Below are 19,673 nucleotides of genomic sequence, written 5' to 3'. Positions count from 1 at the left end.
CGCTGCCCGTTTCAGCATGGGGCGCTTTTCGCAATTCGCCGTCCCATCGCTGAAAGCCCGGGCGTCATCGCCTCCTTATACTCATCCGACACCACCCTAACCTTCAGGGAGAAAGACATGGCCGCGAGCCCGACACGTGACGATTTCGACCGCTACATGACCCCCAACTATTCGCCGCAGCAGGCGATTCCGGTGCGTGGCGAGGGTAGCCGGCTGTGGGATCAGGCGGACAAGGAGTATATCGATTTCGCCGGCGGCATCGCGGTCAATGCGCTGGGGCACTGTCATCCGGCGCTGGTCGGCGCGCTGACGGCGCAGGCCAACAAGCTGTGGCATCTCTCCAACGTCTACACCAACGAGCCGGCGCTGGCACTGGCCAAGCAGATGGTCGAGCGGACCTTCGCCGACAAGGCTTACTTCTGCTCTTCCGGTGGCGAAGCCAACGAAGCGGCGTTCAAGCTGGCGCGGCGTTGGGCGTTCGACAACTTCGGCGAGAAGAAGCACAAGATCATCTCGTTCAGACAGGCGTTCCATGGCCGTACGCTGTTCACCGTCAGCGTCGGCGGTCAGCCCAAGTATTCCGAAGGCTTCGGCCCGATTCCGGGCGGCATCGTTCACGCCGAGTTCAACGACCTCGACAGCGTGCGCACGCTGATCGATGACGACACCTGCGCCATCGTGGTCGAGCCGATCCAGGGCGAAGGCGGCGTGACGCCGGCAACGCCGGAGTTCATGCAGGGCCTGCGCGAACTGTGCGATCGGCATCAGGCGCTGCTGGTGGTCGACGAGGTGCAATCCGGTGTCGGCCGCAGCGGCAAGCTCTACGCCTACATGCACTACGGCGTCACGCCGGACATCCTGACCACCGCCAAGGCGCTGGGTGGCGGCTTCCCGGTCGGCGCGATGCTGACCACCGATCGCGTGGCGCCGTCGCTGGCGGTGGGCACGCACGGCTCCACCTATGGCGGTAACGCGCTGGCCTGCGCGGTGGGGCTGGCCGCGCTGACCACCATCGACACGCCGGAAGTGCTGGCGGGCGTCGAGCGGCGCCATGCGCTGTTCCGCGAGCATCTCGAAGTCATCAATCGCAAGTACGGCGTGTTCAAGGAGATTCGCGGCATGGGCCTGCTGATCGGTGCCGAGATGAGCGACGACTTCGAGGGCCGCGCGCGGGACATCCTGCCGCTGGCGCTGGAGCAGGGGCTGATGATTCTGGTGGCCGGTCCCAACGTGCTGCGCATGGCGCCCTCCCTGGTAATCCCGGAAGCGGATATCCAGGAGGGCATGGCACGGCTGGAACTGGCCATCGGGCAGCTCGTCGACCCATCATGATCGACGCCGATAACGTCTCAGCTGCCGTGGCGGATCCCGCGGTGAGAAGCGTCGGTCATCTCCTGGTTCGTCCGGCGCAGTCGGGCGATCTGGCAGCGATCGAGCGCCTCGCCGGCGGTTCCACGCCCAGACTGACGAACCTGCCCGCGCATCGCGATCGGCTGGAAGAGCGAATCGCCCGTTCCAACCGCTCGCTGGCGCATAACGTCGACTTCCCCGGCGACGAGCTCTACACCTTCGTCCTCGAGGACCGGGATCTGGGCGAGATCGTCGGCACCGCCAGCATCCGGGCTCAGGCCGGCGCGCAGGACGCCTACTACACCTATCGTCAGGAAACCCTGATCCACGCCTCGCAGCAGCTCAATCTGCGCCACGAGGTGCAGACGCTGTCGCTCTCTCACGAGATGTCGGAAGTCTCGCTGCTCTGCGCGCTGTCGCTGGATTCGCGCTATCGCGGCACCAGTGCGGCGACGCTGCTGCGCCGTGCTCGGTTGATGTTCATCGCCCAGTATCCCGAGCGCTTTGCGGAAACGCTGGGCGTCGCCTTTCCGGGCTATCTCGACGAAGCGGGCGGTTCGCCGTTCTGGGACAGTGTCGGTCGCCATTTCTTCGAGCAGGGCTACCACGAAATCAATCTGCTGGCAGGCGTGCGCTCCAAAAGCTTCATTGCCGAGGTGATGCCGCAGTTCCCACTCTATCTGCCGCTGCTGACCCCGCAGGCCCGGGCGGCGATCGGGCGCGAACATCCCGCCCATGAACCGGCACTGCAGGAGATGCTGGCCGAAGGCTTCGTGCGTTCGCGGCATGTCGATATCTTCGACGCCGGTCCAGTGGTCAGAGCGGAACGGCAGCGTCTGCACACGCTGACCCACTGCGGCTGGCATCCGGTACGCATTCGCCCGGCGGCCTCGCTGCCGGATGCGGAGCCCGCCATGGTGGCCAATCAGCAGCTGGCGGACTTTCGCTGCACCGTCGCGCGCTACGCGCTCACGCCGACCGGCCAGCTGCTGCTGTCGGAAGAGCAGGCGGCACTGCTCGGCGTCGAGGAGGGGCGTGCCGTACTGGTCGCGCCGCTGGCGCTACCCAATGTCGAAGACGCGCTGGACGAGGGAGAACTGTAATGCGCCTGCGACCCATTGGGCATCACGATATCGACGAACTGCAGGCCTTGGCCCAGGAGACCGGTGTCGGTTTCACCTCGTTGCCGAATAGCCGCGAGTTTCTGGCGGCCAAGATCGCCAACGCGGTGGCGGCTTTCGAAGGCCGCGTTCCCGAACAGGAACGACTCTACTTCTTCGTGCTCGAGGACGAGCAGAGCGGTGAACTGGCAGGGTGCTGCGCGATCGAGGCCGAGGTCGGTCGCGAGACGCCGTTCTATCACTACCGTGTCGGCAAGTTGGCTCACTCCTCGGTTCAGCTCGATCTGCATCGCACCATCGATACGCTGTTTTTGAGCTCCGATCATACCGGCGACGCCGAAGTCGCTTCGCTGTTCCTGCGCCCGGCCTATCGCCGCGATCGCAACGGCACGTTGCTCTCCAAGGCGCGCTGGCTGTTCATGGCGGAATTTCGCGAGTGTTTCCCGGCCAAGGTGCTGGCGGAAATGCGCGGCGTGTTCAGCCCGGACGGCGTCAGTCCGTTCTGGGAAAGTCTCGGCAGTCATTTCTTCCCGATGGAGTTCAAGCAGGCCGATCAGCTCACCGGGCTGGGGCAGAAGAGTTTCATCGGCGAGCTGATGCCGAAGTATCCGATCTACACGCCGTTTCTGCCGCAGGCGGCAAGGGAGTGCATCGGCCAGGTCCACGAGCACACCCGCCCCGCGCTGGAGATGCTCAAGAAGGAAGGGCTGCGCTGGGAAGGCTATATCGACATCTTCGATGGCGGCCCGACGGTCGAGGCCTACATCGACGACGTTCGCGCCATTCGCCACTCGTCCTGCGTCACGGTGGAAGTCAGTGGCGACTCTCTCGCCCAGCCCGAACGCCCCGGCTGGATGGCCGCGACCACTGGCATGAGCGACTTCCGCTGCAGCTGGATCGGCCGTGGCCCCAGCGAGGACGGCGTGATCGCGCTCACCACCGTGGAAGCCGAGCGGCTGGGCGTGACCAGCGGCGATGCGCTGCGGGTGCTCGAGTCCTGACCCGTGCAAGGACGCATTCGGAGCCGCCCTTACAAAAACCGGCCCGTTCGAGGGCCCCGGTGACGCGGGGCCGCCCCCTTTTTCAGAACCATCAGGAGTGATGTATGCACGCCAAGCAACAGTTGCTGATCGACGGGCGCTGGACCGACGGCGCCGCCGCGCGCTTTGACAAGCGAGATCCGGTCTCGGGTGCCGTGTTATGGCAGGCGGCGGCGGCTTCGCCCGAGCAGGTCGACGAGGCGATCTCGGCTGCACGGCGTGTGTTTCCTGGCTGGGCGCGACGACCCTTTGCCGAACGTCAGGCCATCGTCGAACGCTTCCGCGACGAGCTCGAGGCCAATCGCGAGCCGCTGGCCCAGAGCATCGCCTTTGAGACCGGCAAGCCGATCTGGGAAGCGCGCACCGAAGTGGGCGCAATGATCGGCAAGGTGGCAATCTCGCTCACCGCCTATCACGAACGCACCGGCGAGCGAGCCCGGGACGCGGGCGGCACGCGCGCCGTGCTGCGCCATCGCCCGCACGGTGTTCTGGCGGTTTTCGGCCCCTACAACTTCCCGGGGCATCTGCCCAACGGGCATATCGTGCCGGCGCTGCTGGCGGGCAATTGCGTGGTGTTCAAGCCCAGCGAGCAGACCCCGATGACCGCCGATCTGACACTGCAGTGCTGGGAGCGGGCGGGCCTGCCTGCCGGCGTGATCGACCTGGTCCAGGGCGCGGCGGAAGTGGGGCAGGCGCTGGCGGGCAACGCCGATATCGATGGCCTGCTGTTTACCGGCAGCGCCAAGGTCGGCGGGCTTTTGCACCGCCAGTTCGGCGGCCAGGTGGGCAAGATCCTGGCGCTGGAGCTGGGCGGCAACAATCCGCTGGTGGTCAAGGACGTGCGCGATCTCGACGCGGCGGTGCTGACCGTCATCCAGTCGGCGTTTCTCTCCGGCGGTCAGCGCTGCACCTGTGCCCGTCGCCTGATCGTGCCGATGGGTGAGTCCGGCGATCAATTGATCGAGAAACTGACGCGCACGCTGACCGAGCTGCGCGTCGCCGAGCCGTTCAGCGAGCCGGCACCGTTCTATGCCGGGCTGGTCAGCCCGCAGGCGGCCGAGGGTTTGCTCGAAGCGCAGCGCGACCTCGAAGCGCGAGGCGGGCGGGTGCTGGTGCGGATGCAGTCGCTGCAGGCGGGGACCAGTCTGCTGTCGCCGGGGCTGGTCGACGTCACCGGCTGCGAGGTGCCGGACGAGGAGCACTTCGGGCCGCTGCTCAAGGTTCATCGTTACCAGAGCTGGGACGAGGCGATCGAACTGGCCAACGATACCCGCTACGGACTTTCTGCCGGCCTGATCGGCGGAGATCAGGTCGACTGGGACGACTTCCTGCTGCGAATTCGCGCCGGCATCGTCAACTGGAACCGTCAGACCACCGGCGCTTCCGGCGATGCACCGTTCGGCGGCATCGGCGACAGCGGCAATCATCGCCCCAGCGCCTACTACGCGGCGGACTACTGCGCCTATCCGGTCGCCTCGATGGAGGCCGATACGCTGACGATGCCGGCGGAGCTGCCGCCCGGCATCCAGCTATGAGCCATGCCCTCAGTGGAGTCACATCATGAGCGACACGATCAACGCTGACGCGCCGGACATTCGCGAGGTCAACTTCGACGGCCTGGTCGGGCCGACCCATAACTATGCCGGGTTGGCGCACGGCAACGTGGCCTCGATGCGCCATGGCGGGCTTGCCTCCAATCCGCGCGAGGCTGCGCTGCAGGGGCTGGCCAAGATGAAGTCGCTGATGGATGCCGGCTACGCCCAGGGCGTGCTGCCGCCACAGCAGCGCCCGGATCTGGGCGCGTTGCGGGCGTTGGGTTTTCATGGCGACAACTCCCGGGTGCTGGCCCGTGCCGCGGAAGAGGCGCCTCAGATTCTGCGAGCGGTGTGTTCGGCCTCGTCGATGTGGACGGCCAATGCCGCCACCATCACCCCGAGCCTCGATGCCTCGGACGGGCGCGTGCACTTCACGCCGGCCAATCTGCAGTCCAGCTTTCACCGCTATCTCGAACCGGAGACCACAGGCCGCGTGCTGGCGTCGATTTTCCGTGACGAGCGTCATTTCGCCCATCATGGCGTACTACCGGCGACGCCGGCGTTCTCCGACGAGGGCGCGGCCAACCATACCCGCCTGTGCGGCGATCATCGGGAGCCCGGCGTGCACCTGTTCGTCTACGGGCGTCAGGCCTTCGGCGGCGAGCGTGGCCCCAGGCGCTACCCGGCTCGCCAGACACTGGAGGCGAGTCAGGCGATCGCGCGCCAGCATGGGCTCGAGGATTCCCAACTCGTGTTCGCCCAGCAGCATCCGGATGCCATCGATGCCGGCGTGTTCCACAACGACGTGATCGCGGTGGGCAACGGGCCGGTGCTGCTCTACCACGAGATGGCGTTTCTCGACGAGGAGAAGACGCTGGAGGCGCTGCGCGCCCGGATGGCCTCGCCACTGATCCCGGTGCGGGTGCCGAGCGAGGCGATCAGCCTCGAGGACGCGGTCTCGACCTATCTGTTCAACTCGCAGCTGTTGTCGAATCCGGATGGCAGCATGACGCTGGTGGTGCCGGGGGAGTGTCAGGAGAACGAGACGGTCTGGCGCACGGTTCAGGATCTGCTGCTGGCGGGCTACAACCCGATCAGCGACGTCACGGTCAAGGACGTCAAGCAGAGCATGCGCAACGGCGGCGGCCCGGCCTGCCTGCGTCTGCGCGTGGTGCTCTCGGCGGCGGAACGCCAGGCGCTGAGCGGCCGGGTGCTGCTCAATGACGCGCTCTATGCCGATCTGGTGGGCTGGGTCGAGCGCCACTATCGCGACAGCCTGACCCCGGACGACCTGGCCGATCCCCGGCTAGCCGACGAGACGCTCACGGCGCTCGACGAACTGACCCGGCTGCTGGGCATCGGCAACGTCTATCCGTTTCAGATGGGGGCGTAAACCGGCCGGTCAGCCTTGGCCCGCAGCCCCGCCGACCATGCCGCTGCGCAGGTTCGAGGAGTCGTGACGCGTCTTGAGGTGCTGACTGACGGTGTCTTCCGGCGAGCCGGCCAGTTCCCGGAACATGCCCATGCTGCCGAGCAGGGCGGAAGACTCGTAGGGGATGAACACGCGCTCGCCATCCTTGGCCATGGTCGGCAGCGCCTTGATGTAGCTCTGGCCGAGCAGATAGCCCACCACGGTTCGCTTGTTCTCTTCGTTCTCGCCGATGGCATTGAGCACCAGCTTGATCGATTCCTGCTCGCCCTGAGCACGCAGGATCGCGGACTGCTTGTCGCCTTCGGCGTTGAGAATCGACGACTCGCGCTGGCCCTGCGCCATGGCGATGGCGGCGGATTTCTCGCCCTCGGCTTCGGTTACCGTCGCGCGTCGTTTACGCTCGGCGGCCATCTGCAGGCGCATGGCACTTTCGACCTCCTCGGGCATGGCGATGTCCTGCACCTCGACACGGGAGATCTTGACGCCCCACTTGGATGCAGGCTCCTCCATGGCGGACTGGATCGCGTTGTTGACCTCGGCACGCGACTCGAACAGCTTGTCCAGCTCCATCTTGCCCACCACCGAACGCAGCGTGGTCTTGGCCAGCACCTCGACGGCCTGGCTCATGTTGGCGACTTCGTAGACGGCCCGCTTGGGGTCGATGATCTGATAGTAGAGCGCGCCATTGATCGTGACCGTCACGTTGTCGGTGGTCACAACCGGCTGGCCGGGAAAATCCATTACCGTCTCTCGGCGGTCGATGCGGATCTCGTCGGTGGCGATGGGATAGTACTCTTCGCCCTGCTTGCGATAGCGGATCATGCTGATGGCGCGAGGCTGCTCGATGAACGGAATGATGAAGTTGATCCCGCTCTCGAGCAGCCGATTGAACGACCCCAGGCGCTCCACGACCATCACCTCAGACTGGCGAACGATCACCAGCCCCTTGACGATGAGCAGCACGCCGATGGCGACGATGATCAGGCTGATGATCAGACCCGGGCTGGCAAGAAAATCCATGTTGGTCACTCCGTTGGGCGCTTCAGCGTGACGATGGCCTCGGTGCCGTCGAAATGCTGAAAGATGACCGGGCTGCCCAGTGGCAGCTCGGTCGTGTCGGTGTCGGCAACTCTCAGTCGATAGAAATCGCCATTGATCTTGAGGCCGCTGGCGCCATCGAAATCGCGCTTGAGCGTGCGGTACTCGTTGCCCTTCTCGACGCCGGTGCCAGTGGTGCCGTAGTCGACGCCCGGCGGTGAGAATCGGGGGCGGATCACCCGGATGACCACCGGCAGCAGCACCCCGGCGACGAGCCCCAGGCCGATCAGTTGCCAGGTCAATGAAGCGCCCAGCCAGGCCAGCAGCGCTGCGGTGGCGGCGGCGATCGCCAGCGCCAGCAATACCAGCGCGCCGGAGGCCAGCTCCGCCAGCCCCAGCAGCAGCGCGACGGCCAGCCAGACATAAGCCACGTTCCAGTCCATATCGGTCCTCGGTGATCGAGTCGGGAGAAAACTTCTCGAGGTCGGCGCTCGATGCCAGCCGGCGCCCGGGGCTCGTCAGCTTCACTGCAAAGCGGTCAAACCGCAGACTGGCAAAAAACCTCATGGATCGGGAGGCAATTCATCCAGTGGCCGACCGATGCATTTATCGAAGATGATAGTCATGGCCTCGTAGTCGCAATGGTAGGCAGCGATATTGGCGTGCAGCCACTCCTCACGCTGGATTCCATCCCATGAAATTTCGTAGCCGACATTGATGACAAGATGCTCGAAAAGGAGGCGCTGAGCTCGACCGTTGCCTTCTCTGAAGGGGTGAATGACGTTCAAATCGCCATAGAACTCAGCGATGGCGCTGACCAGTGGGCCGCGAGAAAGGTTGGTGAATTCCTGTTCCTGGGCCAGGCGAGTGAAGAGCTTGCCAGCCTCGGGTTCGATGCGCTGTACGTTGCAGAAGCGAGTCTCGCCTTTGGTGATGTCGATGGTTCGGAGCTCACCGGCCCAGGGGTAAAGATCGGCAAATAGCTGATGATGAAGGCGCTTTAAATAACCGAGGTCGTAAGGTGGTGGGGCGAACTGAATAGTCTCTGCTGCGAGAACCGTCAGTTCGCGCTCCGCGGCTTCCAGTGTCGGGTCATCCCCAATGCCCAGTAAGTTCCTGAGTATGGTGGTCCCCTCATAGCAATAGGGATCCTGACCGGCGCCGTACTTATCCACGGATCAATTCTGACGATATTTTTCCAGAACAGCCGCCTTACTGCTCAGGGGGCGGGATGGAATAGTCGAGTCCATCCCTTCGAGACGCAGACTGGCCGCATAGTTGGCCTGTTTCACCTTGGCGAAATAGGCCCGCTTAGCCTTGAGAGATACGTTTGGCATGACGACTCCTGCAAGCGTTTTTTCTATTCTAACGCATCGTGGCCCGCGATGGAGTCAATGAGCTGATGCTAGTTGGCTTTGTTGTTTTTTCTGCCCGCCATGAATCTAGAAGCGTATCAGAGATCGTTACGAGAAAGAGGATAGCGGTCACCCTCGATTCGCATGCGAGAAATGATGTGAAGACCATGGCGTGCTCGGCTGGATGCGTCAGTCGTCTCCCAGCTTGACCATCCTGGGCCGGCCGATCAGCACGCCGGCCACGCTCTGGCCGGCGAGCAGCACGATCAGGAAGGTCAGTGACAGCTGCCAGTCGCCGCTCAGGCCGTGCAGGGCGCCGAACAGCAGTGGACCGCTGGCGCCCATCAGGTAGCCGATGCTCTGGGACATGCCCGAGAGCATCGCGGCATGCTGGGGCTGTCGGGTACGCAGCACGATCATGGTCAGCGCGAAGGCGAAGCAGCCGCCCTGACCGGCGCCCAGCAGCAGCGCCCACAGCAACGGCGAGGCGGCGGGTGCCAGCAGCAGGCCGAACAGCGCCAGTGCCACCAGCGAGCAGAGTCCGAGCACCAGCAGGCTGTGATGGGTCAGCCGCGAGGCCAGCCGGGCGACGACGTAGCTGCCCGGAATACTGGTGAGATTGATCAGCGACAGCATGATCCCGGCGGTCGCCACGGGTACGCCGGCCTGGATCGCCACCGCCGGCACCCACGTCTGCAGGGTGTAGAAGCTGAGCGACTGGGCGCCCATGAACAGCGTCAATGTCCACGCCACCGGACTTCTGAACAGGCGCGACATCGGCGGCCGACGGCTCGATGCCTGTTCGGCCGGGGCCAGCGAGAGCGCCACCCGCCACCACACGATGGCGGAACCGACACCGAAGGCGGCCCACAGCCAGATCGGAGTCGACCAGCTTCCCGACAGATTCATCAGCGGAATGGCGCTGCCGGCGCTGATCGTGGCGCCGACGCCCATCATCACCGTATAGAGCCCCATGGTGCGGCCGAGTCGATCACCGCGATCGCGTTTGACCAGGCTCGGCATGAACACGTTGCCGAAGGCGATGCCCATCCCCGCGCACAGCGTGCCGAGCAGCATGACCGTCAGGCTCTCGACACCGCGCAGCACGCCGCCGATGGCGATCAGCGTGATCGCGCAGGCGATGGCACGGTCGAGGCCGACGCGATCGGCGAAGCCCGGCGCCAGCGGTGACAGCAGCCCGAAACAGAGAATCATCCCGGTGGTGAAGAGGCTTGCCGTCCCCGCGCCGATGGCGAGCGTCGACATGATCGGATCGAGCACCGGCCCGATGACGACGATCGGTGCACGCAGGTTGATCGCCGCCAGGCCGAAAGCGACGAGCCACAGCCAGGCCGGTAGCGCGGGACGAGAGATCGAGGCTGGCGACACGGGGAATGATCCTTCGCAGAATGGGTCGGCATCTTATCATCGTTGATCGGCGCATCGATGGTTGTACATGTAAAGTGATCGTTTTACACTGAGGCCATGGACATTCGCACACGACTCATTTCGACCGCCGAGCAGCTCTTCGACCGCCACGGCTTCACCGCCACCGGGATGGACCGGCTGACCCAGGCCGCCGGCATTTCGAGCCGCACGCTTTACAAGCACGTCGGCAGCAAGAACGGCCTGATGGCCGCGGTCCTGAACGAGCGCGATCGTCGCTTCCATCGGCGGATCAACGCCGACAGCGTCGATGCGCTGTTCGGCGCGCTGGAAACCTGGTTCGCCGAGGAGGGCGCGCGGGGCTGCCTGTTCCTGCGGGCCTGGGGAGAAACCGGGGGTAGCGTGCCGGAGATCGTCGAGGTGATGGCCCGGCACAAGGAGCGCCTGCGGCAACGCATCGACGACATCGTCGTGGCGGAGATCGGACACCGCGACGACGAGCTGACCGAGGCGATTCTGCTGCTGTTCGAGGGCGCGACCCATGCCGCGACCTACCGGGGCGGGGCCGCCGTCGAAGGCGCTCGGCGCGCCGCACGGCGCCTGATCGAGGGCGCACGCACCCAAGGGCTCTCGTCCTGACGCGGCCAAGCATGACCTGACGGTCTGACACGACCCTGATCCACTTCTCCGGCCCGAGGCCGGCGGATTCGTCACGACTATGAGGAAAACGATCATTTTACACCACGAGCGTCGTCTCGCGGCCTTGCTGCCGCCCGACGCGCCAGCCAAAAAGGATCCTGATATGACCCGTCAAGAACTTCGGCTCGTCGTTGCCGGCACCCTGCTGATCGGGGTGAGCTACGGGTTGGCCCGCTTCGCCTACGGACTCTTCCTGCCCAGCATGCGCGAGGATGTCGGGCTGAGTTCGGCCATGGCCGGTGCCATCGGCAGCGGCGCCTATCTCGGCTACTGTCTCGCCATCGTGGTCAGCGCGCTGCTGGTGGAGCGTTTCGGCGCCCGATTGATGGCCGTCGTCGCGGCGCTGGTTGCTGCAGCGGGGATGGCGGTCATCGCCGTCAGCACCAGTGCAGTGTGGCTGGCCGGTGCCATTCTGCTGGCGGGTGCCAGCACCGGCCTGGCGTCACCGCCCATGGCGCAGGCGGTATCGACGTCGATCGCGACCGCCCGCCAGGGACGCGCCAATACCGTCATCAATGCCGGTACCAGCCTGGGGGTCGCCATCTCCGGCCCGGTGGCTTTCATCGCGACGGGGCAGTGGCGAATCGCCTACGCCGCCTTCGCGGTGACCGCGCTGTTCAACGCCGTGCTGCTGCTCGTCAGCGTACCGCGACCTCGGGGTTCCGAGGAGCGTGGCGACGCTTCTCCCAAGGAAGAGGACCGTCGGAATAGAGGCGGGCTATGGCGGGCATCGGCGTGGCGAGTGATGTTGGCCGCTGCGGGCACGGGAATCGCCAGCGCCGCCTACTGGACCTTTTCGAGCGAATCGGTCGTCACGCAAGGAAATTTCGACCAGGCGATGGCCAATATCGTCTGGATTCTGATCGGTGTCGCGGGCCTCGTCGGTGGCCTCGCGGGGGATCTCGTCAAACGCTTCGGTATCAATGGGGTGCATCGCTCGACGCTGGCCGCGCTGGCGCTCGCCCTCTGCCTGCTGGCGCTGATGCCGTCTAGCCTGCCGGCGGTGCTATTGTCCGCGGTCTTGTTCGGGGCGGGCTACATCATGCTCACCGGCATCTATCTGGTCTGGGGCGTGCGCCTCTACAGTGACCGCCCGGCCATCGGCCTCGGCCTGCCGTTTCTGATGATCGCGGTGGGCCAGATCGTCGGCTCACCGCTGGCAGGCTACCTGATCGGCAGCCGCGGATACGCATTCTGCTTTATCCTCTTTGCGCTGATCGCGCTGGCGACGATGCTGGTCGGATATCGCTCGGATAAAAAGCAGGACGAGCGACAAAAGAAAGTCGTGGCTGCTCGGGGCGCTGGCCGGAAGCCCGTCTCGTCATCAATGACGGACTCTTCGGTCCATGACTTCTACATGCCGGCCATGCCGCCGCTTGGGTTGATCGAAAAGATGGGCCGCTGGTTCCATCTCGTCAGGCGCTGACGCCATCGCGGGGAGCCCTGGGGCTCCCCAGGCGACTCACTCTTGCAACATCGCCTCCACCACGCAGGCGTGCTGCAATAGCGCGGCATCGTCGCCCTGGGGGCGAGACAGCATCAGGCCAATCGGCAGCTCCGCGCCTGAAGGGAAGTAGGGCAGCGAGATCGAGGCCGCGTCGAGATAGTTGAAGACGCTGGTGTTGCGCAGCGCCAGCCGATTCGCCCGCTGGAACGCGGCGGCATCGTTCTCGAGCTCGGCCCGCCGTGGCGGAAGCGTCGCCACCGTGGGCAGCAGCACTGCATCGAAGCCGGCCATTTCGTGCTCGAAACGTCGTTGCCAGTTCGCTCTCGGCCAGAGGCGCTGAAGATAGTCGGCGGCACTGATATCACGGCCGCCATTCAGACGTTCGGCGATCAGCGGATCGTATTCGGCCTCCGCATGCGCGAGCTGCTCACGGTGCAGCGCCGCCGCTTCCGGCACGACCAGTCCACCTTGCTGATTGATCGCCAGCGCGCCGTCGACGGCCGCGAACGGCAGGCGCTCGATGCAACACCCCCTGGCTTCGAGGGTAGCGACGGCCGCCTCGAAACCGTCGCGAACCGCGTCGTCGAGTTCGCTCAGTAATCCGCCTTCGGCGATCGCCAGCCGCAGCGGGCGCGGCCTGGCATCCAGCGGCGGCATCGGCCGTTCGGCCAGTACCGACCACAACCGCGCGCAGCAGTCGACGCTGGGCGCGATCGGGCCGACGCAGTCGAGACTCGGGGCGAGCGGGTAGGCGCCTTCGCCGGGCACGGTTTGCTGACTGGGCTTGAAGCCGGTCAGCCCGCAGAACGCGGCGGGAATCCGCAGCGAACCGCCGGTGTCGCTGCCCAGCGTCGCCGCGGCGAGGCCGAAGGCGACCGACGCGGCGCCGCCGGAGGTCGAACCGCCGGTGATGCGCTCGGCATCGAACGGATTGGGCGGCGTGCCGTAGTGTCGATTGAGACCGAGCCCCGAGAACGCGAACTCGCTCATGTTGGTGCGTCCGGTCAGCAGCGCACCGGCGCGGCGCAGACGTTTGACCGCGGGCGCATCGTCGGTGGCAGGCTTGCCGTTACCCAGCACCCGGGAGGCGGCTTTGGTCACCTCGCCATGGACATCGAACAGATCCTTGATGCTGATCGGCAGACCGGCCAGCGATTCGGCCAGGTGGACTCGCATCAGCCGGTCACGCAGCTTGTCGGCATCGAATTGGATGAAGGCCGTGGCGGTGACGTCGGCCTGTGACTGGGCCCGCTCGATCAGCGCCTCGAGCGCCTGGGCGGGGGTGAAGGCGTTGCCATCGACCGCCGCCTGCCAGTCGGCCAGCCGGCGTTGCCGAGGAGGGAAATTCCAGAACGCCTTGGCGGCATCGAGCTGACTCATTGGGCTACCTCGAGTTCGATCACGGTGTAGGCGTGGCTCAGACGACGGTTGAGGACCGGATCGTTGAGCGTCATCGAGAAGCGCGGGCTGGGCCGGATACCACCGATGGCAGGCACGGTGCCGCACAGCAGCAGCGTGTTGGATGCCAGCGATTCGCCATGCTTGATCGCGGCGGGCAGTTTGGCCAGCAGCGTCTCGACATCCAGCAGCTCGGCGAGAGTGCCTTGCTGATAGCTGACGAGCTGGCCGCTCTCCTCGATCTCGCTTGCCAGTTCCAGCGAATCCCAATGATCGCGCACCTCGTCCAATGGCCAGGCCTGGATGGCGACCGGCTTGGCGCAGAGCTGCTTGGATTCGGCCACGCCCACGGCTTCCAGCTTGCGATCGGTGTGATCGGAGGCGAGCGTCACCCACAGCCGGCCGTCGCCATCGCTGACGAGACAGACTTCGGCTTCGCCGGAGCCCTCGCCGCCGAGCATCTCGACGTTTTCCGCCTGGGTCAGCAGTTGGGCGCTGGCGCGGTAGAACAGCGGCACGCTCGACGGCGGCTTGACGCCGATGGCGGCCAGCTCGTCGATGTGATGCTGGACACCGGCCTGATCGCGGCCGGCCCAGCCGGCGATGGCCAGGCGTTGCGGGGTGACGCTAAGGGAGCCTTGGGGCGTTTCGAAAGTCAGCATGAGATAGGTTTCCGCATTCGATGGATAAGAATTACAGCGAGTTCGGGAGCCATAGCGCGATGCTCGGAAAAGCGATCAGCAGTACGGCCATCACCAGCATGGCGGCAATGAACGGTAAGGTACCGATGATCACGTCGGAAAATGGCTTGCCGCGACGCGATGCCTGCACGATGTAGAGGTTGAGACCGACCGGTGGCGTAATCAGCGCCATCTCGACGAACAGGATCATCACCACGCCGAACCACACCTTGTCGAAGCCCGCGGCGAACAGCAGCGGCGCGATGATCGGCAGCGTGATCACCATCATCGACAAAGTCTCGATGAAGAAACCGAGAATCACCAATAGCGCCAGCACGCAGAGCAGCAATCCCATCGGCGAAAGATCGAGCTGGGTCAGCAATTGGGTCAGCTGGTTGGAAAGGCCGGCGGATGCGAGCGCGAAGTTGAGAAACGAGGCCGCCAGCATGATGAACAGAATCATCGAGGTGGTGCGCACGGTGTTGTCGAGGGCTTCGGTCAACATGCGCCAGTCCAGTCGCCGATTGAACGCGGCGAGGATCAGCGCTACCACCACGCCGATGGCGGCGGCTTCGGTGGGCGTCGCCCAGCCGGTGTAGATCGAGCCGACGATGGCGACGAACAGGATCAGCAGCGGCAGCAGGAACTTCAGGTGGCGCAGGCGCTCCGGCCAGCTCGAGTGACTGCGTGGCCCCCCGAGCGACGGCTTGATCGCGCAGAACAGGATGGCCGTCAGCATGAACAGGCCGGTCAGCAGCAGCCCCGGCAGCAGCCCGGCAACGAACAGCTTGGGGATCGAGGTTTCGGTCAGAAAGCCGTAGACGATCAGATTGATCGACGGTGGAATCAGGATGCCCAGCGTTCCGCCGGCGGCAATGCTGCCGCAGAAAAGCCGCGGGTGATAGCCGAGCTTGTCGCCCTGCGGCAGCGCCACAGTGGAGATCGTCGCGGCGGTGGCCACCGACGATCCAGAGGTGGCCGAGAACAGCATCGAGGTCATCACGTTGGCATGCAGCAGACCGCCGGGCAGCCAGGAAAGCCAGTGATCCATGGCGCGATAGGCGCGCTCGGCGATCCCCGCACGCACGATGATTTCGCCCATCAGCACGAACAGCGGTATCGCGATCAGCAAGAACGAATCCGCTGCCGACCAGAGATTCTGCCCTAGCGCCCGCATCAGCGGAAAGAACGAAAAAAACTGATCGACGCCGAAGGCGAGCAGGAATAACACAATGGCGACAGGGATGCCGGTCAGCAGTAGCGCCAGAATTCCGATCGAGAGATAGAGCAGCATCAGGATTTTCCCCTTGCTGTCGCGGTTTCGAGGTCGCCAGCTTCCTGCTGATCGGCGTCATGACCCATGCCGATCAGCGTATGGATCGTGGCACTGTCGCCCTGCGTCGCGGCCAGCAGGGCGCGAATCGCGAGCACCGCCGCCGAAAGGGCAAACCAGGTGTAGCCCAACACCCAGACCAGCTGCGGTATCCACAGCGGCGTCGACAGCGGCGTATTGGCGGTGGTGTGGTTGGAAAGCGACCCCGAGAACACTGGCCAGGCGTGGATGACGATCATCCAGCCGACCAGATTGACGGCGAGGATCGAGAGCAGGTCGAGCGCGGCGCGGGCGGCGATCGGCAGCTTCGAGTAGCCGACGTCGATGCGGATATGGGCACGTTCGACCAGCGTATGCGAAAGGCCCCAGGCCGAGAGAATGGCAAGGACATAACCGGCATACTCTTGCACGCCTTCGAAGGAGTGACCCAGCAGTTTGCGGCTGACGACCTCGATAATGACCAACGTCACCACGGCAAGCAGTAGCAGGCCGATGAGGCGAGCGGCCCAGCGGGAGATTTGACGCACAGCGTGCACGAGCACGTCGACCAGCGAAACGAGAGAGAGCATGTTGGATACCTGCATCGCGGCCCGGCCGACGCGCGCTGGCGCCGGCCGGAATGAGCGGGATTTAGGTGGTGCTGGTCACTTGACGATGGGAAGCGCGACCAGCGGTGCGACGTTCTCGTTCCAAAGTGAGATCGTCTCGTCGTCGATGCGCGATGCCCAGCTCGGCAGTACGGCGTCGACCAGAGCCTGATGGGCACGCTCGCGGTCGGCATCGGTCACCTCGACCAGATTCATGTCGCCCGGATCGCCATGTTCGCAATCGCCGTTACCGGTCAGACAGGCAATGCCCTGCTGTTCGTCCTTGGCCAGATTGTTCCAGACCGGATCGACGAAACCAGGTTCGATCTGGTCTTCGATGATCTGCTTGGTCTCATCGTCGAGTGAGCTCCAGGTATCGTTGCTGACCGCGGTGATGACTGTGTCCCATCCGCCGATGGGCAGCGGCAGCAGATAATCGGCGACATCCTGCCAGCCGGAGTTGTAGCCGGAGAGCGAGCCGGTGACGGCACAGTCGATCACGCCGCGCTCCAGCGCGCCGGGGACCTCGTTGAAGGCCATGACCGTGCTCTGGGCACCGATAGCGGAGAGGAACTCCGCCGTGGTGCGGCCACTGGCGCGAACCTTCTTGCCCTGCAGATCGCCGAGGCCAGTGATCGGCGTATTGCAGAACACCACCTGCGGCGTGTTGGGCGCGATCGCCAGCACGTGCGCATTGTAGTGAGACTGCATCGTCTTTTCGGCGATCGGCATGAATGCCTCGCTGACCTCGCGTGCCTTGACGGGATCGGTGGTCATCATCGGCAGATCGAGCCCTTCCAGCGCCGGCGCCTCGCCGCCGACATAGTCCGAGAACGTCATACCGACATTGAACAGGCCGTTTTTCAGATAGGTGAAGACATCGCTGCCTTCGATGCCCATCTGATCGAAGGTCGTCATCTGGACCTGGATCTGACCGTCGCTGGCCTTGGGCAGGGTCTCGGTCCAGAACGGCTTTTCGAAGTTCTTGTGCAGGGAGACCGCGCTCCAGGTACCGACGACATTGAGGCTGGTATCGGCGGCGGCGCTCTGGGCAAGGCCGACAGTCAGGGCGGAGAGCGTGAGGCCAAGCAGTGTCTTCTTCATGGGAGTCTCGCTTGTTGAGGTTGTTTTACGAGTCTTCGGCAGGCGCGAGCGGCGTGACCGCCGCGATATCGCCGCTACCGATACTTGAGGCGATAGTTGGGAATGTCGGTGATCAGCATGTGACCCGGGGCATGGGCCATGGCGAAGGGTAGCTTCGCATTCATCAGCGCGACCTGCGGCGTCACCCCGCAGGCCCAGAACACCGGAATATCGCCGGCTTCCATCACTGGCGCATCGCCAAAGTCCGGCCGGTGGATATCGTCGATGCCGATTAGCTCCGGTCGCGCCAGATGCAGGGGGGCGCCATGAACGCTGGGCATGTCGGTGGTGATCTGCACCGCGCGGATGGCATCGGCCGGCGACATGGCGCGCATCGAGACGACGTAGCTGCCGTGGAACGGGCCGGCGGGTATCAGCGGAATACGGGTTCGGTACATCGGTACGATGGTGCGCGCGGCCATGTGGCGAACCGGCACGCCCTCGGCGAGCAGCGGCTCCTCGAACGAGAACGAGCAGCCGATCGAGAAGGTCACCAGATCGTCGCGCCAGCGAGAGACCAGATCGGCTGGCTCGTCGACCAGTTCGCCATGTTCGTAGACGCGGTAGCGGGGTACGTCGGTGCGCAGGTCGATCGCGTCTCCCAGTGCCTGCGGATGAAAGCTGCCCGGTTCACTGACATCGAGTACCGGACAGGCCGCTCGATTGGCCATGCAGAAACGCAGGAAGTCGCTGGCGTAGGCCTCGGGGATGATGACCAGATTGGCCTGGGCATAGCCCTTGGCGATACCGGTGGTCGTGTTGGGCCAGTCGCCGCGGCGGATAGCGGCGCGTGCATCGGCTGGAGAGACGATAGCGTCGAGAGAGAGCATCTTGTCGATCCTGATTGTCATTGTCGTGGCAGCTTTGGCCGACAGAGCCGGACGCCACCTTATGCAATCCAACGCTATGAGTTCATGGCGCATCAATCCAATCGATTTTTATGATGCCTTTTCATCGGCAAAACCTTTCAATGGCCGGGTCCATCGGCAACGCCCTGTCAGTGTCAGGCGTGCTCGCGCTGGTCCCGCTGGCCGAGTTCGATCGCCAGGTCGATGACGCCATCGGCCAGTGCCTTGTCGATGTGCTGCGGCCAGGAGGCCGCGAAGTCCAGCCGTGGCAGATCACAGGGCAGCGTGACGAGCTCGCCGCGGGCGATCTCCTGTTCGACGATGCGGGGCGGAATGGCACCGACGCCGATACCATCCAGCGCTAGGCGCACGATGGTCCAGACTGAGCCGGAACAGTGCAGTTTGATCCGCTCCAGGCGCTGTTGATGCAGCAGAGACTGCAACTCCCGATAGGGGCGGCTGTCGCTGGCAAAGGTGATCAGCGGCGTGCCGCTGCGTTCCAACGCTGCCAGTGAAAAGGTGTCAGGATCGAACCCTAGGCACGGATTGACGATCAAGCCGGTCGGGTAGTGGCATAGCGGACGACTGAGTATGTCCTGGGCGTCGACCGCCCCCAGCGTGAAAGCCATGTCGATCTGGCGATTGAGCAGCCGGTTGGCGAGCCCCGGCGTGCCATCCACCTCGAGCTGAAGCGTCATGTCGGGAAAGCGGTCGGCGAGCTCGGCAATGAACGCCGGCAACCAGCTGTGAGCGACGGTCTCGACCACGCCGAGGCGCAGCACCCCCTGGAAAGGGTTGTTGGCCTCGAGCATCGCCATCGCTTCCTGGCGCGTCTCCAGCATGTGCTGAGCGTGGCGGTAGAACTGTCGACCCTTCGGCGTGGGCTGGATCGGGCGCTGGGCGCGATCCAGCAACGGCCCGCCGACGAAGTCCTCGAGCCGGGCAATACGATCCGAGATGGAAGGCTGGGTCAGGTGCAGGTGCTGTGCGGCAAGACGAAACGATCCCAGTCGCACGATCCAGACGAAGGCCTCGATTTCCTTGAAGTCGAACATGACGGGGTCGCTCGGGTCGCGGTAAAGGTAACGGTAAAGGTAAAGGTAAAAAGAAACCGGTTGCCCGCCAGTATTGCATGGATGATCTGGCCGGGGAGATGCGCGATTTCCGCCATCGTCGGATGTCCGCGCGCGCTTCGGGCCGCTACAATGGGTCACCCTTTCTGTATCGGACGCGTCCGACTGGCTTCACGAGAGCCGCTTCACAAGAGCCATCGCGTCCGTG

The 19,673-nt window shown here is 64.6% G+C and carries 19 protein-coding genes; 7 read left to right on the top strand and 12 right to left on the bottom strand.

The window, feature by feature from the left end:
- The first annotated feature begins 117 nt into the window (after window positions 1-117).
- From BTW07_RS01580 to astB, 5 genes are all read left to right on the top strand, one after another.
- Entirely contained in the window at window positions 118-1,332 is a 1,215-nt protein-coding gene (locus tag BTW07_RS01580; RefSeq protein WP_075568378.1) for an aspartate aminotransferase family protein, read from the top strand.
- Window positions 1,329-2,453 (top strand): arginine N-succinyltransferase, encoded by a 1,125-nt coding sequence (locus tag BTW07_RS01575; protein ID WP_083941389.1) that lies wholly within the window; start codon window positions 1,329-1,331, stop codon window positions 2,451-2,453. Before BTW07_RS01580 ends, BTW07_RS01575 begins: the two co-directional genes overlap by 4 nt.
- Window positions 2,453-3,472, top strand: coding sequence for an arginine N-succinyltransferase (gene astA, locus BTW07_RS01570; RefSeq protein WP_075568377.1), 1,020 nt, complete (start codon window positions 2,453-2,455; stop codon window positions 3,470-3,472). The genes BTW07_RS01575 and astA overlap by 1 nt, the downstream gene beginning before the upstream one ends.
- A gap of 104 nt (window positions 3,473-3,576) precedes the next feature.
- Window positions 3,577-5,046 carry a succinylglutamate-semialdehyde dehydrogenase gene (astD, locus tag BTW07_RS01565; RefSeq protein ID WP_075568376.1) on the top strand — a complete coding sequence of 490 codons (1,470 nt, stop codon included), beginning with the start codon at window positions 3,577-3,579 and terminating at the stop codon, window positions 5,044-5,046.
- Window positions 5,047-5,071: 25 nt separating this feature from the next.
- Window positions 5,072-6,439 (top strand): N-succinylarginine dihydrolase, encoded by a 1,368-nt coding sequence (gene astB / locus BTW07_RS01560; RefSeq protein WP_075568375.1) that lies wholly within the window; start codon window positions 5,072-5,074, stop codon window positions 6,437-6,439.
- A 9-nt stretch (window positions 6,440-6,448) separates the two neighbouring features.
- Here astB and BTW07_RS01555 read toward each other — a convergent pair whose 3' ends face one another.
- The 5 genes from BTW07_RS01555 to BTW07_RS01540 form a co-directional block, all read right to left on the bottom strand.
- Entirely contained in the window at window positions 6,449-7,498 is a 1,050-nt protein-coding gene (locus BTW07_RS01555; RefSeq protein WP_075568374.1) for an SPFH domain-containing protein, read from the bottom strand.
- Window positions 7,499-7,503: 5 nt separating this feature from the next.
- On the bottom strand, window positions 7,504-7,959 hold the full coding sequence (locus tag BTW07_RS01550; RefSeq protein ID WP_075568373.1) for a nodulation efficiency, NfeD-like protein: 456 nt from the start codon (window positions 7,957-7,959) through the stop codon (window positions 7,504-7,506).
- 120 nt (window positions 7,960-8,079) lie between these two features.
- Window positions 8,080-8,691: a putative adenosine monophosphate-protein transferase Fic gene (locus BTW07_RS01545; RefSeq protein WP_075568372.1), complete on the bottom strand. Its 612-nt coding sequence runs from the start codon at window positions 8,689-8,691 to the stop codon at window positions 8,080-8,082.
- A 3-nt stretch (window positions 8,692-8,694) separates the two neighbouring features.
- A complete protein-coding gene (locus tag BTW07_RS19540; RefSeq protein WP_110640666.1) occupies window positions 8,695-8,853 on the bottom strand; it encodes a YhfG family protein in 159 nt (52 codons plus the stop codon).
- Window positions 8,854-9,060: 207 nt separating this feature from the next.
- Window positions 9,061-10,260 carry an MFS transporter gene (locus BTW07_RS01540; protein WP_075568371.1) on the bottom strand — a complete coding sequence of 400 codons (1,200 nt, stop codon included), beginning with the start codon at window positions 10,258-10,260 and terminating at the stop codon, window positions 9,061-9,063.
- A 96-nt stretch (window positions 10,261-10,356) separates the two neighbouring features.
- Between BTW07_RS01540 and BTW07_RS01535 the strand changes: the two genes are divergently transcribed.
- Window positions 10,357-10,896, top strand: a complete 540-nt coding sequence (locus tag BTW07_RS01535; RefSeq protein ID WP_075568370.1) for a TetR/AcrR family transcriptional regulator — start codon at window positions 10,357-10,359, stop codon at window positions 10,894-10,896.
- Between the two features lie 163 nt (window positions 10,897-11,059).
- On the top strand, window positions 11,060-12,382 hold the full coding sequence (locus tag BTW07_RS01530; protein ID WP_075568369.1) for an MFS transporter: 1,323 nt from the start codon (window positions 11,060-11,062) through the stop codon (window positions 12,380-12,382).
- Between the two features lie 36 nt (window positions 12,383-12,418).
- Here BTW07_RS01530 and BTW07_RS01525 read toward each other — a convergent pair whose 3' ends face one another.
- The 7 genes from BTW07_RS01525 to BTW07_RS01495 form a co-directional block, all read right to left on the bottom strand.
- The gene (locus tag BTW07_RS01525) at window positions 12,419-13,783 is read right to left on the bottom strand and encodes an amidase (protein ID WP_083941387.1); all 1,365 of its coding nucleotides are present in this window, start codon (window positions 13,781-13,783) and stop codon (window positions 12,419-12,421) included.
- Entirely contained in the window at window positions 13,780-14,463 is a 684-nt protein-coding gene (locus BTW07_RS01520; protein ID WP_075568368.1) for a DUF2848 domain-containing protein, read from the bottom strand. Before BTW07_RS01520 ends, BTW07_RS01525 begins: the two co-directional genes overlap by 4 nt.
- A gap of 31 nt (window positions 14,464-14,494) precedes the next feature.
- Window positions 14,495-15,775 (bottom strand): TRAP transporter large permease, encoded by a 1,281-nt coding sequence (locus tag BTW07_RS01515; RefSeq protein ID WP_075568367.1) that lies wholly within the window; start codon window positions 15,773-15,775, stop codon window positions 14,495-14,497.
- The gene (locus BTW07_RS01510) at window positions 15,775-16,383 is read right to left on the bottom strand and encodes a TRAP transporter small permease subunit (protein WP_075568366.1); all 609 of its coding nucleotides are present in this window, start codon (window positions 16,381-16,383) and stop codon (window positions 15,775-15,777) included. The genes BTW07_RS01515 and BTW07_RS01510 overlap by 1 nt, the downstream gene beginning before the upstream one ends.
- Window positions 16,384-16,458: 75 nt before the next feature.
- Window positions 16,459-17,505: a TRAP transporter substrate-binding protein gene (locus tag BTW07_RS01505; RefSeq protein WP_075568365.1), complete on the bottom strand. Its 1,047-nt coding sequence runs from the start codon at window positions 17,503-17,505 to the stop codon at window positions 16,459-16,461.
- 74 nt (window positions 17,506-17,579) lie between these two features.
- Window positions 17,580-18,374, bottom strand: coding sequence for a putative hydro-lyase (locus tag BTW07_RS01500; protein ID WP_075568364.1), 795 nt, complete (start codon window positions 18,372-18,374; stop codon window positions 17,580-17,582).
- Between the two features lie 173 nt (window positions 18,375-18,547).
- Entirely contained in the window at window positions 18,548-19,447 is a 900-nt protein-coding gene (locus BTW07_RS01495) for a LysR family transcriptional regulator (protein WP_075568363.1), read from the bottom strand.
- Window positions 19,448-19,673: the final 226 nt, after the last annotated feature.

The organism is Salinicola socius, assembly GCF_001937195.1.
Classification (GTDB): Bacteria; Pseudomonadota; Gammaproteobacteria; order Pseudomonadales; family Halomonadaceae; genus Salinicola; species Salinicola socius.
The sequence above is the reverse complement of the archived record's forward strand: the minus strand, read 5'-3'. Positions and strand labels throughout refer to the sequence as shown.